Origin of the sequence: Cupriavidus necator N-1 (genome assembly GCF_000219215.1) — a bacterium.
In the GTDB taxonomy this organism is placed as follows: Bacteria; Pseudomonadota; Gammaproteobacteria; order Burkholderiales; family Burkholderiaceae; genus Cupriavidus; species Cupriavidus necator.
On record NC_015726.1, the window covers coordinates 158,086 to 173,348 of the forward strand.

General features: G+C 67.8%; 15 protein-coding genes. All 15 read left to right on the forward strand.

All coding sequences use genetic code 11. The features are described 5' to 3' along the window. Positions 1–14: 14 nt before the first annotated feature. Positions 15–1,850, forward strand: a complete 1,836-nt coding sequence (gene aceK / locus CNE_RS00790; protein WP_013955253.1) for a bifunctional isocitrate dehydrogenase kinase/phosphatase — start codon at positions 15–17, stop codon at positions 1,848–1,850. Next, positions 1,847–2,518, forward strand: a complete 672-nt coding sequence (can, locus tag CNE_RS00795; RefSeq protein WP_013955254.1) for a carbonate dehydratase — start codon at positions 1,847–1,849, stop codon at positions 2,516–2,518. Before aceK ends, can begins: the two co-directional genes overlap by 4 nt. A 50-nt stretch (positions 2,519–2,568) precedes the next feature. Next, positions 2,569–3,747, forward strand: coding sequence for an acetyl-CoA C-acetyltransferase (locus tag CNE_RS00800; RefSeq protein ID WP_013955255.1), 1,179 nt, complete (start codon positions 2,569–2,571; stop codon positions 3,745–3,747). Positions 3,748–3,840: 93 nt separating this feature from the next. Beyond that, positions 3,841–4,521: an SDR family oxidoreductase gene (locus tag CNE_RS00805; RefSeq protein WP_013955256.1), complete on the forward strand. Its 681-nt coding sequence runs from the start codon at positions 3,841–3,843 to the stop codon at positions 4,519–4,521. Positions 4,522–4,551: 30 nt separating this feature from the next. After that, on the forward strand, positions 4,552–5,682 hold the full coding sequence (locus CNE_RS00810) for an acyl-CoA dehydrogenase family protein (protein WP_013955257.1): 1,131 nt from the start codon (positions 4,552–4,554) through the stop codon (positions 5,680–5,682). A gap of 87 nt (positions 5,683–5,769) precedes the next feature. After that, a complete protein-coding gene (locus CNE_RS00815) occupies positions 5,770–6,426 on the forward strand; it encodes a 2-hydroxychromene-2-carboxylate isomerase (protein WP_018314407.1) in 657 nt (218 codons plus the stop codon). Beyond that, positions 6,423–7,109, forward strand: a complete 687-nt coding sequence (locus CNE_RS00820) for an HAD family hydrolase (RefSeq protein ID WP_013955259.1) — start codon at positions 6,423–6,425, stop codon at positions 7,107–7,109. Before CNE_RS00815 ends, CNE_RS00820 begins: the two co-directional genes overlap by 4 nt. Continuing rightward, positions 7,106–7,543, forward strand: a complete 438-nt coding sequence (locus tag CNE_RS00825) for a YchJ family protein (protein WP_013955260.1) — start codon at positions 7,106–7,108, stop codon at positions 7,541–7,543. The genes CNE_RS00820 and CNE_RS00825 overlap by 4 nt, the downstream gene beginning before the upstream one ends. Then, positions 7,540–8,217: a glutathione S-transferase family protein gene (locus CNE_RS00830; RefSeq protein WP_013955261.1), complete on the forward strand. Its 678-nt coding sequence runs from the start codon at positions 7,540–7,542 to the stop codon at positions 8,215–8,217. The genes CNE_RS00825 and CNE_RS00830 overlap by 4 nt, the downstream gene beginning before the upstream one ends. Before the next feature lie 53 nt (positions 8,218–8,270). Next, on the forward strand, positions 8,271–9,878 hold the full coding sequence (locus CNE_RS00835; RefSeq protein ID WP_013955262.1) for a carboxyl transferase domain-containing protein: 1,608 nt from the start codon (positions 8,271–8,273) through the stop codon (positions 9,876–9,878). 42 nt (positions 9,879–9,920) lie between these two features. After that, positions 9,921–10,814 (forward strand): dienelactone hydrolase family protein, encoded by an 894-nt coding sequence (locus CNE_RS00840; protein ID WP_013955263.1) that lies wholly within the window; start codon positions 9,921–9,923, stop codon positions 10,812–10,814. Between the two features lie 37 nt (positions 10,815–10,851). Next, entirely contained in the window at positions 10,852–11,640 is a 789-nt protein-coding gene (locus CNE_RS00845) for an enoyl-CoA hydratase/isomerase family protein (protein ID WP_013955264.1), read from the forward strand. Positions 11,641–11,905: 265 nt separating this feature from the next. Further along, positions 11,906–13,318 carry an adenosylmethionine--8-amino-7-oxononanoate transaminase gene (gene bioA, locus CNE_RS00850; RefSeq protein WP_193351033.1) on the forward strand — a complete coding sequence of 471 codons (1,413 nt, stop codon included), beginning with the start codon at positions 11,906–11,908 and terminating at the stop codon, positions 13,316–13,318. After that, positions 13,308–14,522 carry an 8-amino-7-oxononanoate synthase gene (gene bioF, locus CNE_RS00855; RefSeq protein WP_013955266.1) on the forward strand — a complete coding sequence of 405 codons (1,215 nt, stop codon included), beginning with the start codon at positions 13,308–13,310 and terminating at the stop codon, positions 14,520–14,522. Before bioA ends, bioF begins: the two co-directional genes overlap by 11 nt. Further along, positions 14,519–15,256, forward strand: a complete 738-nt coding sequence (gene bioD / locus CNE_RS00860; protein ID WP_013955267.1) for a dethiobiotin synthase — start codon at positions 14,519–14,521, stop codon at positions 15,254–15,256. Before bioF ends, bioD begins: the two co-directional genes overlap by 4 nt. Positions 15,257–15,263: the final 7 nt, after the last annotated feature.

The window sequence follows — 15,263 nt, forward strand, 5'->3', positions numbered from 1 at the left end:
GCCCCCGTCGACCCATGTCCCACTTCCCCAAACTGCTCTCTTCGCAGATTGCCTTCGATGTGGCGAGAACGATGCTCGACGGGTTCGACAAGCACTACCGCCTGTTCCGCGAGGTCAGCCACCAGGCCAAGCTCAAGTTCGAGGCCGGCGACTGGCACGGGCTGCAGCAGATTCAGCGCGACCGCATTGCGTTCTACAACGAGCGCGTGCGCGAATCGAGCGTGATCCTGGAAGACGAGTACGACGCCGAGAACATCGAGGACGAGATCTGGCAGCAGATCAAGCTGCACTACATCGGCCTCCTGACCAACCACCACCAGCCCGAGCTGGCCGAGACCTTCTTCAACTCGGTCTGCACGCGCATCCTGCACCGCTCGTACTTCAACAACGATTTCATCTTCGTGCGCCCGGCGATCTCGACCGAGTACATCGAGAACGAGGAATCGCCCACGCGCCCGACCTTCCGCGCCTACTACCCGGGCAGCCGCGAGGGCATGGCCGCGTGCTTCGAGCGCATCGTGCACAATTTCCAGCTGGAGAGCCCGTTCGAGGACCTGCCGCGCGATATCGGCTACGTGGTGCGCGCGGTCAGCGAGCATTTCGGCGACCTGCGCATCGCGCCGAATTTCCAGATCCATACGCTGTCGTCGCTGTTCTTCCGCAACAAGGCGGCCTTCATCATCGGCCGCATCCTGAACGGCGACCACACCTTCCCGCTGGCAATCCCGATCCTGCACGGCCCCTCGGGCAAGCTGATGCTGGACACGGTGCTGCTGAAGAAGGAACAGCTGCTGATCCTGTTCTCGTTCACGCACTCTTACTTCATGGTCGACATGGAGATTCCGTCGGCCTACGTGACCTTCCTGCGCGACATCATGCCGCGCAAGCCGCGCGCCGAGATCTATACCTCGCTGGGCCTGCAGAAGCAGGGCAAGAACCTGTTTTACCGCGATTTCCTGCACCACCTGCAGCATTCGTCGGACAAGTTCATCGTTGCGCCCGGCATCCGCGGGCTGGTGATGCTGGTGTTCACGCTGCCGTCGTACCCGTACGTGTTCAAGGTCATCAGGGACTTTTTCCCGGCGCCCAAGGAAACCACGCGCGAGCTGGTCAAGTCCAAGTACCAGCTGGTCAAGCAGCACGACCGCGTGGGCCGCATGGCGGATACGCTGGAGTACTCCGACGTGGCCTTCCCGCTCTCGCGCTTCGATGATGCGCTGGTGCGCGAGTTCGAGCAGCACGCGCCGTCGATGATCGAATACCAGCGCGGCAAGGACGGGGGCGAAGAGATCGTGGTGCGCCACGTCTATATCGAGCGCCGCATGACGCCGCTGAACATCTACCTGACGGAGGGCTCCGACGCGCAGGTCGAGCACGGCGTGATCGAATACGGCAACGCCGTCAAGGAGCTGATTGCCGCGAACATCTTCCCGGGAGACATGCTGTACAAGAACTTTGGCGTCACGCGCCACGGGCGCGTGGTGTTCTACGACTACGACGAGATCGAGTACCTGACCGACTGCAACATCCGCGACGTGCCGCAGCCGCGCAACGAGGAAGAGGAGATGTCGGGCGAGGTCTGGTACACGGTGCGTCCGCACGATATCTTTCCCGAGACCTTCCGCACCTTCCTGCTGGGCGACACGCGCGTGCGCGCGGCGTTCCTGCGCCACCATGCGGACTTTTTCGACCCTGCCATGTGGCAGAGCCACAAGGACCGGCTCCTGGCCGGACATGTTCATGACTTCTTTGCCTATCACAGTTCAGAGCGATTCATTCACCGCTACGGCGAAGCTGGCAGCGTGCAGGCTGCCGTTCCCGATCCTGGTCCCGCAAGGAGGGCCGCATGACTGACGCCATTGCCCAGCTGTTCCGCAACAACCGCGAGTGGGTCGACCGGGTCAACGCCGAAGACCCCACCTTCTTCATGCGCCTGGCCAACCAGCAGGCGCCCGAGTACCTGTGGATCGGCTGCTCCGATTCGCGCGTGCCGGCCAACCAGATCCTGGGCCTGGCCCCGGGCGAGGTGTTCGTCCACCGCAATATCGCCAACGTGATCGCGCACAGCGACCTGAACGCGCTGGCGGTGATTCAGTTCGCGGTAGAGGTGCTCAAGGTGCGCCATATCACCGTGGTGGGCCACTACGGCTGCGGCGGTGTCAAGGTCGCGCTCAAGCGCGAGCGCATCGGCCTGGCCGACAACTGGCTGCGCCATGTGCGCGACGTGGCCGACAAGCACGAGGCCTATCTCGGCACGCTGCTGCGCGAGGACGACGCCCATACCCGGCTGTGCGAGCTCAATGTGATCGAGCAGGTCAACAACGTCTGCCAGACCACCGTGCTCCAGGATGCCTGGACCCGCGGCCAGGCCGTGACCGTGCATGGCTGGGTCTACGGCGTGTCCGACGGCCTGCTGCGCGACCTGGGCATGGCCGCCAGCAGCAACGAAGAACTGCACGAGCAGCTGGCCGCGGCCTACCGCCAGTACGGCGATCCGCCGCAGGCGTCGATCCGCTGACCGGACCCACCCGACACCGCTTCTTCATACACCGATCCAGGAGACCCGACATGGAAGAGATCGTTATCGTTTCAGCCGCCCGCACGCCGATGGCTGCGTTCCAGGGCGAATTCGCCAGCGTCACCGCGCCGCAGCTGGGCGCCGTGGCCATCCGCGCCGCCGTTGAGCGCGCCGGCCTGAAGCCCGAGCAGGTGGAAGAAGTGGTGTTCGGCTGCGTGCTGCCGGCCGGCCAGGGCCAGGCCCCGGCGCGCCAGGCCGCGCTGGGCGCCGGCCTGCCGCTGGGCGTGGGCTGCACCACCGTCAACAAGATGTGCGGCTCGGGCATGCGCGCGGCCATGACCGTCTACGACGGGCTGATCGCGGGCTCGTTCGACATCGCCATTGCCGGCGGCATGGAGAGCATGACCAATGCGCCGTACCTGGTGCCGAAGGGCCGTGGCGGCTACCGCATCGGCCACGGCATGATCTACGACCACATGATGCTGGACGGCCTGGAAGACGCGTATGACAAGGGCCGCGCCATGGGCACCTTCGGCGAGGATTGCGCCGCCAAGTACGGCTTTACGCGCGAGCAGCAGGACGAATTCGCGATGGAAAGCGTGCGCCGCGCCCAGCAGGCCACCGAGAACGGCGACTTCCGCTGGGAGATTGCGCCAGTGACCGTGTCCGGCAAGGGCGGCGACACCGTGATCGACACCGACGAAGGCCCGCGCCGCATCAAGCTCGACAAGATCCCCTCGCTCAAGCCCGCCTTTGCCAAGGACGGCACTATCACCGCGGCCTCGTCGTCGTCCATCAACGACGGCGCCTCGGCGCTGGTGATGATGCGCGCCTCCACCGCGAAGAAGCTCGGCCTGCAGCCGATCGCACGCATGCTCGGCCACACCACCCACGCGCAGGCGCCGGGCTGGTTCACCACCGCGCCGGTCGAGGCCATCGCCAAGCTGTACCGCAAGCTGGACTGGACCACCGACAGCGTCGACCTGTTCGAGATCAACGAGGCCTTTGCCGTGGTGCCGATGGCGGCCATGCACGACCTCAAGATCGCGCGCGACAAGGTCAATATCCACGGCGGCGCCTGCGCGCTGGGCCACCCGATCGGCGCCTCGGGCGCACGCATCATGACCACGCTGATCGGCGCGCTGCGCAAGACCGGCGGCAAGCGCGGCGTGGCGAGCCTGTGCATTGGCGGCGGCGAGGCAACCGCGGTCGGTATTGAGATTCTCTGACGTAGTTCTGCGCCCCTCTCCCTCATAAAGGGGGAGGGGCGCAAGATCCAGGCAGTTCGCTGAACCCAAGTAGCCAGTCAAAGGAGCACAGCCTTGCCAACCGTCCTGATCCTCGGTGCCTCGCGCGGCATCGGCCTTGAATTCGTGCGCCAGTACCGTGCCGACGGCTGGCGCGTCATCGCGGCGGCGCGTACGCCCGAAGGCGTCGGCGCGCTGCAGGCGCTGGGTGCCGAAGCTCACCAGGTCGACCTGTCCGATGCCGGCGCGGTCGCGGGCCTGGGCTGGAAGCTCGACGGCGAAGCCCTCGACGTGGCGATCTACAACGCCGGCGTGCTGGGGCCCCGCACCGAAGGCGCGCAGCCGGTCACGCCGCAGGAATTCGACCAGGTGATGCATGTCAACGTGCTCGGCCCGATGATGGCGCTGCCGCTGCTGCTGCCCTACGTCGAAGCGGGCCAGTCCGGCCACGGCGGGGTGCTGGCGGTGCTGTCCTCGCGCATGGGCAGCATCACCGCGATGGAGCACAGCACCAGCTGGCTGTACCGCGTCAGCAAGGCCGGCGCCAATGCGGCGCTGCGCGCGGTCTCGCTCGATGCGCGCCACGCCACCTGCGTCGCGCTGCACCCGGGCTGGGTCAAGACCGACATGGGCGGCCAGGAAGCCGACCTGACCGTGCAGCAGAGCGTCAAGGGCATGCGCCAGGTGCTGGCTGGCGTCAAGCGGCGCGACAACGGCACCTTCCATAACTACGACGGCACGCCCATCCCCTGGTAAGCGCGCCCGCACACTGATCACCGAACCGACATGCTGCTGACCCCCGAACAGGAAATGATCCGCGACGCCGTGCGCCAGTTTGCGCAGGAAGTGATCGCGCCGCAGGCCGCGCAGTGGGACCGCGACAAGACCTTCCCCAAGGACGTGCACCGCGAACTGGCGGCGCTGGGTGCCTACGGCGTGGCAGTGCCGGAGGAATACGGCGGCGCCGGCCTGGACTACCTGTCGCTGGCGCTGATCCTGGAAGAGATCGCGGCCGGCGATGGCGGCACCTCCACCGTCATCAGCGTCAACAACTGCCCGGTGTGCAGCATGCTGATGTCGTTCGCCAGCGAGGCGCAGAAGCAGCAGTGGCTGGTGCCGCTGGCGCGCGGTGAGATGCTGGGCGCGTTCTGCCTGACCGAGCCGCACGTCGGCTCGGATGCCTCGGCGCTGCGCACCAGCGCGGTCCGCGACGGCGACCACTACGTGCTCAACGGCGTCAAGCAGTTCATCACCAGCGGCCAGAACGCCGACGTGGCGATCGTGCTGGCCGTGACCGACAAGGCTGCCGGCAAGCGCGGCATCAGCGCCTTTATCGTGCCGACTTCGACCCCGGGTTACGTGGTCGCGCGGCTGGAGGACAAGCTCGGCCAGCACTCGTCGGACACCGCGCAGATCCTGTTCGAGGACTGCCGCGTGCCGGCGGCCAACCTGCTGGGCGACGAGGGCGGCGGCTACAAGATGGCGCTGTCGGGCCTGGAAGGCGGGCGCATCGGCATCGCCTCGCAGAGCATCGGCATGGCGCGCGCCGCGTTCGAGGCGGCGCTGGCCTATGCCAAGGAGCGCGAGAGCTTCGGCCAGCCGCTGTTCCAGCACCAGGCGGTGCAGTTCCGCCTGGCCGAGATGGCCACCCGCATCGACGTGGCGCGCCAGATGGTGTGGCACGCCGCCGCGCTGCGCGACGCCGGCCGCCCCTGCCTGAAGGAGGCGGCCATGGCCAAGCTCTTTGCCAGCGAGATGGCCGAGCGGGTGTGCTCGGATGCGATCCAGGTGTTTGGCGGCTACGGCTACGTCAGCGACTTCCCGGTGGAGCGCATCTACCGCGACGTGCGCGTGTGCCAGATCTACGAGGGCACCAGCGATATCCAGAAGATCCTGATCGCGCGCGCGCTGGCCTAGCTATGCGCGTACGATGGGGTGCATGCCGCGAAGGCGGCGCGCTTCCCTGATTCCAGACCCGGCAACCACAACAAGAAGGGCCCCGACATGACCGCAGCGATCGACTTCTACTTTGATTTCTCTTCGCCCTACGGCTACTTTGCCAGCACCCGCATCGACGACCTGGCGCAGAAGTACGGGCGCATTGTCGCCTGGCATCCCATCCTGCTGGGCGTGGTGTTCAAGACCACCGGCGCCTCGCCGCTGCCGCAGCTGCCGCTCAAGGGCGATTACTCGTGGCGCGACTTCGAGCGCACCGCGCGGTTCCACGGCATCGAATACAAGCGCCCCACGCATTTCCCGCTGCCCACCACGCACGCCGCGCGCGCCATGCTGTGGCTGCAGAACCACCACGGCGACGACATCGCCACGGCCTTTGCCAAGTCGGTGTACCGCGCGCTGTTCGTCGACGACATCAATATCGCCGAGCCGGCCGAGATCATGAAGCTGGCCGAGCCGCTGGGCGTGGACGTGCAGGCGCTGGATGCCGGCGCCACCAGCTACCAGATCAAGGACCAGCTCAAGGCCGAGATCGACGTGGCGATGGCCAAGGGCGTGTTCGGCTCGCCCTTCGTCATCATCGACGGCGAGCCGTTCTGGGGCTTCGACCGCTTCGACCAGGTCGAGGCCCACCTGAAGAGCCGCCGCCAGACTGAACTCAGAGCCGTGCCGAGCCTGGACACCAAGGAAAAGAAACCCGCATGACTGCAGCAACCCGTGGCCATTCCGGCCGATTCGATTGCGTGATCTTCGACTGCGACGGCGTGCTCGTCGACAGCGAGCCCATCGTCAACCGCGTGCTCAACCAGATGCTGAACGAGCTTGGCATCGAGATCTCGCTGGAAGACTCCACGCGCCTGTTCCTCGGCCGCGCCGTGCGCGAGGAGCTGGACATGATCGCGCGCATGCGCGGCGCGCCGCTGCCCGAGAACTGGCTGTCGACCTGGCTGGCCCGCCGCAACGCGGTGCTGGAAGCCGAAGTCGTCGCGGTGGCGCATGTGCGCGAGGCGATTGGCAAGATCGCCGCCACCGGCATGCCGGTGTGCGTGGCGTCGGGTGCGGACCGCATCAAGGTCAAGCTGCAACTGACCAGGACCGGGCTGGTCGAGCTGTTCCAGCAGGATGAGCGCGAGCACATCTTCTCTGCCACCGAAGTGGCGCGCAGCAAGCCCGCACCCGATGTGTACCTGCTGGCCGCGCGCACCATGGGCGTGGAGCCGGCGCGCTGCGCCGTGGTGGAAGACAGCCCGACCGGCGTGACCGCGGGCGTGGCCGCCGGCATGACGGTGTTCGGCTACGCCGAGCGCAACGATGCCGCGCTGCTGCGCGAGGCCGGCGCGGGCACCATCTTCACCGATATGCGCGACCTGCCGGAGCTGGTGGGATGACGGCGAAAGCGGCAGGCCGCCTGCCCAAGGCCGGACCGGTGCCGTGCCCGTGCGGCAGCGCGGACTATGCCGCCTGCTGCGGCCGCTTCCATCGTGGCGAGGCACTGCCGCCCAATGCCGAGGCGCTGATGCGCTCGCGCTACAGCGCCTATGTGCTGAACGACATGGAATGGCTGCGGCAGACCTGGCATGCATCGACCTGCCCGGCCGACCTGTTGCCGGATACCGCCACACGCTGGCTCGGGCTCACGGTGAAGGCGCATGCGCAGCAGGACGACACGCATGCCGAAGTGGAATTCGTGGCGCGCTACAAGGTAGGCGGGCGCGCCAAGCGGCTGCATGAGCGCAGCCGCTTTGTCTGCGAAGCGCGCGCGCCCGGCGAGGCGCCCCGCTGGCTTTATGTGGATGGGGACATGATCGGGGAGGCACCATGAGCATCGAAAAGCGGAACGAGCCTGAGTACCTGCTGTATTGCTTTGCCCAGTCCGGCAATGCCTACAAGGTGGCGCTGCTGCTGGAAACCGTCGGCGTGCAGCGCGGCCAGCAGCTGTGGCAGCCGCGCTTCGTCGATTTCTTCAATGGCGAGACCCGTACGCCCGAGTACCGCGCCATCAACGTGATGGGCGAGGTGCCGGTGCTGGAGTTCGGCGGCCAGCGCCTGTCGCAGTCCGGCGCCATCCTGGAAACGCTGGCCACGCGCCTCGATGCCTACGGCCCGCGCGATGAGGCCGAGCGCGCCGAGGTGCTGCGCTGGCTGCTGTTCGACAACCACAAGTTCACCTCCTACACCGCCACCTACCGCTTCATGCGCAACTTCGCCAGGTCGCCGGACCCGGCCGTGCTGGAGTTCTTCCGCGCGCGCTGCGAAGGCGCGTGGAACGTGCTCAACGCGCACCTGGCCGGACGAGCATTCCTGCTGGGCGAGCGCGCCAGCATCGCGGACTTCTCGCTGGCGGGCTACGTCTTTTTCGACGACGAGATCGGCGTGCACTGGCGCAAGGAGTACCCGCATATCCACGCCTGGGCCGAGCGCATCCGTGCGCTGCCGGGCTGGAAGCATCCCTACGACCTGATGCCGGGGCACCCGCTGCCCAAGCACGCAGGCTGAGCCCGGCCGCTGGCAGGACGGCGAAAACCAATATCAAGCAGGAAGAGACACAGATGCCCACCCTGGAAACCAAACTCAACGCCCGCTCCGAATCCTTCAAGGCCAACGCCGAGTCGATGCAGGCCCTGGTGGCCGACCTCAAGGCCAGGATCGCGAAGCTGGCCGAAGGCGGCGGCGAAGACGCGCGCAACAAGCACCTGTCGCGCGGCAAGCTGCTGCCGCGCGAGCGCGTGCAGCAGCTGCTGGATCCGGGCACGCCGTTCCTGGAGCTGTCGCAGCTGGCCGCGTACGACATGTACGACAATGCCGCGCCGGGCGCGGGCATCATCACCGGCATCGGCCGCGTGGCCGGGCAGGAATGCGTGATCGTCTGCAATGACGCCACCGTCAAGGGCGGTACCTACTACCCGATGACGGTCAAGAAGCATGTGCGCGCGCAGGAGATCGCCGAGGAGAACAACCTGCCGTGCATCTACCTGGTGGATTCCGGCGGCGCCAACCTGCCCAACCAGGACGACGTGTTCCCCGACCGCGACCACTTCGGCCGCATCTTCTACAACCAGGCCAACCTGTCCAAGCAGGGCATCCCGCAGATCGCGGTGGTGATGGGCTCGTGCACCGCCGGCGGCGCCTACGTGCCGGCGATGAGCGACGAGTCCATCATCGTCAAGAACCAGGGCACCATCTTCCTGGGTGGCCCGCCGCTGGTGAAGGCCGCCACCGGCGAGGAAGTCAGCGCCGAAGACCTGGGCGGCGCCGACGTGCATACGCGCCTGTCGGGCGTGGCCGACTACTTTGCGCAGAACGACCATCACGCGCTGAGCCTGGCGCGCAATATCGTGCAGCACCTGAACCGCCGCAAGCCGGACCAGATCCGCCTGCACGAGCCGGTCGAGCCGCTGTACCCGGTGGAAGAACTGTACGGCGTGATCCCCACCGACACGCGCAAGCCCTACGACGTGCGCGAGGTGATTGCGCGCCTGGTCGACGGTTCCGAGTTCGACGAGTTCAAGGCGCGCTACGGCACCACGCTGGTGTGCGGCTTCGCGCGCATCTGGGGCTACCCGGTCGGCATCGTCGCCAACAACGGCATCCTGTTCTCCGAGTCCGCGCTCAAGGGCGCGCACTTCATCGAGCTGTGCTGCCAGCGCAAGATCCCGCTGGTGTTCCTGCAGAACATCACCGGCTTCATGGTCGGGCGCAAGTACGAGAACGAAGGCATTGCCCGCAACGGCGCCAAGATGGTGACCGCGGTGGCCACCGCGCAGGTGCCCAAGTTCACCGTGATCATCGGCGGCTCGTTCGGCGCCGGCAACTACGGCATGTGCGGGCGCGCCTATTCGCCGCGCTTCCTGTGGATGTGGCCGAACGCGCGCATCTCGGTGATGGGCGGCGAACAGGCCGCCAGCGTGCTAGCCACGGTGCGCCGCGACGGCATCGAGGGCAAGGGTGGCAAGTGGAGCGCGCAGGAGGAAGAGGCGTTCAAGCAGCCGATCCGCGACCAGTACGAGCACCAGGGCCATCCGTACTACGCCAGTGCGCGGCTGTGGGACGACGGCGTGATCGACCCGGCGCAGACCCGCACCGTGCTGGGCCTGGGTCTTTCCGCCAGCCTGAATGCACCGATCGACGAGATGAAGTTCGGCGTGTTCCGCATGTAATTGCGGCCAAGCCACTACTGTCCCATTACCGCCTTCCACCCCATGCGCAGTGTCGCCCGCCTGCTTTGCAGCCTAGCCCTGGTTACGGCGTTCGCCATGCTGGCGCCGCTGTGCGGGCATGCGCAGACTGCGAACGGAAACGGCAAAGCTGCGCGCATGCGCTTCCAGGAGCAGGTGGTGATGCTGCCCAAGGCGGCGATCCCGTCGCGCATCGACCTGGAAGCCACGGTATTCAAGCCGGCTGGCGACGGGCCGTTTCCGCTGGTGGTGATCAACCACGGCAAGGCGCCGGGCCGGCCCGCCATGCAGGGGCGCGCGCGCTTTCCGGCGCAGAGCGTGGAATTCCTGCGCCGCGGCTACGCCGTGGTGCTGCCGATGCGGCAGGGTTTTGCGCGCTCGGGCGGCGCCTATGTGGGCGGCAGCTGCGATATCGAGGCCAACGGCATGATGCAGGCCGACGATGTCGTCGCCACGCTCGACTTCATGGCCACGCAGCCCTATGTGGACATGGAGCGCATTGTCGTGATCGGCCAGTCGCACGGGGGCCTGACCACGATGGCGTTTAGCACCATCGGCTATCCCGGAGTGCTGGGTGTGATCAATTTTGCGGGCGGACTGCGCAACCTGAACTGCCCGGACTGGGAAGAGCGCCTGGTCGATGCCTTTGCCAGCTACGGCGGCCTGGCGCGCTACCCATCGCTGTGGGTGTACGGCGACAACGACAGCTACTGGCCGGTGCCCTTGCCCGGCCGCATGTTCAACGCCTTCAAGGCGCGCGCCACCGGTCCCGCGGCTCAATCACGGCTGTTGGACGTGGGCGAGTTCGGCAACGACTCGCATCGCGTCTTCAGCGCGCGTGAAGGCATCCCGGTGTGGTTGCCTGAAGTCGGCAACTTCTTCCGCTCGCTGGGCCTGCCGTTCGACGCCGGCACCTGAACCGCACCAGACAACTTATCCGCCAACGGAGCGAACCATGGAATTCACCGCACTGACCGTCAATATCGCCAGCCACGTCGCCACCGTCACGCTGAACCGGCCCGATGTGCGCAACGCCTTCAACGAGACCGTGATCGCCGAGCTGACCGGCGCCTTCCGCGCGCTGGGCGACATGGACGAGGTGCGCGCAATCGTGCTGGCCGGCAATGGCCCGGCCTTCTGCGCCGGCGCCGACTTGAACTGGATGAAGAAGATGGCGGGCTATTCCGACGACCAGAACCGTGCCGATGCGCTGACCCTGGCGCAGATGCTGCACACCATCTGGTCGTGCCCGCGCCCGGTGATCGCGCGCATCCAGGGCGACACCTACGCCGGCGGCATGGGCCTGGTGGCCGCGTGCGATATCGCGGTGGCAGCCGAGCACGCGCACTTCTGCCTGTCCGAGGCGCGCCTGGGCCTGCTGCCCGCCACCATCAGCCCGTATGTGATCCGCGCGCTGGGCGAGCAGGCCGCACGCCGCTACTTCATCACCGCCGAGCGTTTCGATGCCGCCGAGGCGCTGCGGCTGGGCTTTGTGCACACGGTGGTGCCGGCCGAGGCCCTGGACGCCAAGGTCACCGAACTGGCGACCGCGCTGGTGGCCAACAGCCCGAACGCCGTGCGCGAAAGCAAGCGGCTGGTGCAGGACGTCGCCGGGCGTGCGATCGACAACGATTTGCTGGCCGATACCGCGGACCGGATTGCGAAGATCCGGGCGTCGGAAGAGGGGCGTGAAGGGGTGAAGTCGTTCCTGGAAAAGCGCTCGCCGTCGTGGCGCCCCGCTTGAGTCACACGTGCGGCCTGCCGCAGTGAAAAAAGACTGCCGGCAGGTTGCGTGGAGATCGCGGCACGCTAGCGACAAGAACAGCGCTTCACCCCGATAACGTTCGGTAAATCCGGTCAAAGCACCGCTAACGCAAAAATATCACCTTCATTGCCAAGCGCGAGAAGACATTCCTAACATGACCCTCCCCAACCTGTCCGCCACCGTTGCACTGCCCGGCCTTGCCGGCAGCGGCGCGCGCGCGGACGGTCAACAAAGGAGGGCTACCTTGGATCACCTGTCCCTTTCCCCAGGCAGCGACGCGCAGGCACTCGGCCAGCGCAGCCGCAACGCCGTCTGGCATCCGTGCACGCGGCTGCGTCCCGACGACGACGCCGTGCCGCTGGCGATCGTGCGCGGCGTTGGCCCGTGGCTGCATGATGCCGACGGCCGCCGTTATTTCGACGCCACCAGTTCGTGGTGGGTCAACCTGTTCGGCCACGCCAACCCGCGCATCAACGCCGCGCTGGCCAGCCAGCTGGAAACGCTGGAGCACGTGATGCTCGCCGGCTGCACCCACGCCCCGGCGGTGGAACTGGCCGAGCGCCTGTCAGCGCTGACCGGCGGCGCGCTCGGCAATGTCTTCTACGCTTCGGACGGCGCCTCGGCGGTCGAGATCGCGCTGAAGATGAGCTTCCACTACTGGCGCAATACCGGCCTGCCGGCCAAGCGCGAGTTCGTCTGCCTGCGCCACGGCTACCACGGCGAGACCGTGGGCGCGCTCGCGGTGACCGACGTGGAAGTCTTCCGCGATGCCTATGATCCGCTGATCCGCCGCGCACACGTCGTGATGTCGCCCGACGCACGCCAGGCCGCACCCGGCGAGAGCGCTGCGGACGTGGCTGCCCGCGCCCTGGCGGAGCTGGAAACCCTGCTGCGCGAGCGCGCCGGCCAGATCGCTGCGCTGATCGTCGAGCCGCTGGTGCAGGGCGCCGCCGGCATGGCGATGTACGACCCGTCGTATCTGGATGGCGCGCGCGCACTGTGCGACCGCTACCGGATCCACCTGATCGCCGACGAGATCGCGGTGGGCTGCGGGCGCACCGGCACCTTCTTCGCGTGGGAACAGTCGCGCGCCGCGGAGGCGCCGCTGCCCGCCCACCTGTGGCCCGACTTCCTGTGCCTGTCCAAGGGTATCAGCGGCGGCTACCTGCCGCTGTCGCTGGTGCTGTCGCGCCCCGAGATCCAGCGCGCCTTCGTCGCCGACGAGCTGGCCCGCAGCTTCCTGCATTCGCACTCCTACACCGGCAACCCGCTGGCCTGCCGCGCCGCGCTGGCCACGCTGGACCTGTTCGCGCAGGACGACGTGCTCGCGCGCAACCGCGAGCGCGCGCACTGGCTCGCCGACGGCATGGCCGCGCTGGCCGCCGACGCGCGCCTGCGGCACGTGCGCCAGCGCGGGCTGATCTGGGCCGCCGATGTGCGCGATGACGTCGCCGGCGCCGACTTTGCCGCGCGCTTCCATCACGCCGCGCGCGAGCGCGAGCTGCTGGTGCGCCCGATCGGCAATACGCTGTACGTGATGCCGCCCTACGTCTTCGATGCCGCACAGGCACGCTGGCTGGGCGAGCAACTGCTGGCCACGCTCGACGACGTGACCACCGATATGAGCACGAGCGGGGAGGTGCGCCATGCTGCTTGAACAACTGAGGCAGGCCGCCGAACAGCGCCACGCGCTGGCCCTGACGCGCCGCCGCCGCGTTGCCCACACTGCCTGCGCGCCGCACCAGGCCGTGGGCGAGGACGGGTCCGAGCCGGAATCGCTGCTGACCTTCTGCAGCAACGACTACATGGGGCTGGCCAACCACCCGGACGTGATCGCCGCGCTGGTGGAAGGCGCGCAGCGCTATGGCGCCGGCAGCGGCGCCTCGCACCTCGTCAGCGGGCATTCGCTGGCGCACACCCAGCTGGAAGCGGAACTGGCGCGCTGGCTCGCCCCGCATATCCCGCATGCGCGCACGCTGTATTTCTGCACCGGCTACATGGCCAACATGGCGGTGCTGACCGCGCTGGGCACGGCGGGCGCCACGCTGTTCTGTGAGTCGCTCAACCATGCCTCGCTGATCGATGGGGCGCGGCTCGCGCGCGCCGACGTGCAGCGCTACCCGCATTGCGACACCGCCGTGCTGGAAGCGCTGCTGGCGGCCAGCACCAGCGAGCGCAAGCTGATCGTGACCGACAGCGTGTTCAGCATGGACGGCAATGTCGCGCCGCTGCGCAAGCTGCTGGAACTGGCCGAGCGCCATGACGCCTGGATCATCGTCGACGATGCCCACGGCTTCGGCGTGCTGGGCGAGCAGGGCCACGGCGTGCTGGAAGCGCTGGGACTGTCGTCCGAGCGGCTGATCTATGTCGGCACGCTCGGCAAGGCCGCCGGCGTGGCGGGTGCCTTTGTCGCCGCACACGAGGCCATCATCGAACACCTGGTCAACACCGCGCGGCCCTATATCTACACCACGGCCGCGCCGCCGGCTGTCGCGCATGCGCTGCTGGCCAGCCTGGCGATCCTCGAAGGAGAAGAGGGCAGGCAACGCCGGGAGCAACTGACGCGCTGCATCGCCATGCTGCGCGAGGGGCTGGCCCAGTTGGCTGCCATCGCGGGCTGGACGCTGGGCGACAGCGAGACCGCGATCCAGCCGCTGATCGTCGGCGACAACGGCGCCGCGCTGGCGCTGTCGGCCACGCTGGAGGCGGATGGCATCCGCGTCGGCGCGATCCGGCCGCCGACCGTGCCTGAGGGCACCGCGCGGCTGCGCATCACGCTTTCGGCTTCGCACACCGAAGACGATGTGCGGCGCCTGCTGGATGCCCTGAGCGCCGCCGTGGCGCAGTGGGAGGCCGCATGAGCACGCGCGCGCCTTTCGCCTGCTTTGTCACCGGCACCGATACCGGCATCGGCAAGACCCACGCCAGCGCCACGCTGCTGCATGCGCTCCATGCCGCCGGCTACCGCACCGCGGGCATGAAGCCCGTGGCCAGCGGCAGTGAGTGGCGCGACGGCCATTGGCACAACGACGACGTGGCGCAGCTGCGCGCCGCCAGCTCGGTGGCGGTGCCGCTGGGCCAGACCTGCCCGTTCCTGCTGCGCACGCCGTGCTCGCCGCATCTGGCCGCCGCGCACGAGGGCGTGCGCATCACGCGCGCGCCGGTCCGCACCGCCTTCGACGCGCTGCGCCGCCAGGCGGATGCGGTAGTGGTGGAGGGCGTGGGCGGTTTCAACGTGCCGCTCGACGCCGGCGCCGTGCGCTGGAACACCGCCGACCTGGCGGTGATGCTGGCGGTACCAGTGGTGATGGTGGTCGGCATCCGGCTCGGCTGCCTGAACCACGCCGTGCTGACCGCCGAAGCTATCCGCGCGCGCGGCCTGCCGCTGGCGGGCTGGATCGCCAACCGGGTTGACCCGGACATGCTGCTGGCCGACGAGAACATCGCCACGCTGCACGCGTCGCTGGACGCGCCTTGCCTGGGTGAATTGCCCTGGCAACTGGCGCCCGCCGCTGCCGCTGGCCGGCTCGACCTTGCGCCGCTGTTCGCCGCCGCCACCCAATACCAAGCCGAGGCCGCCGGCCTTGCTGCCTGAACCAGAA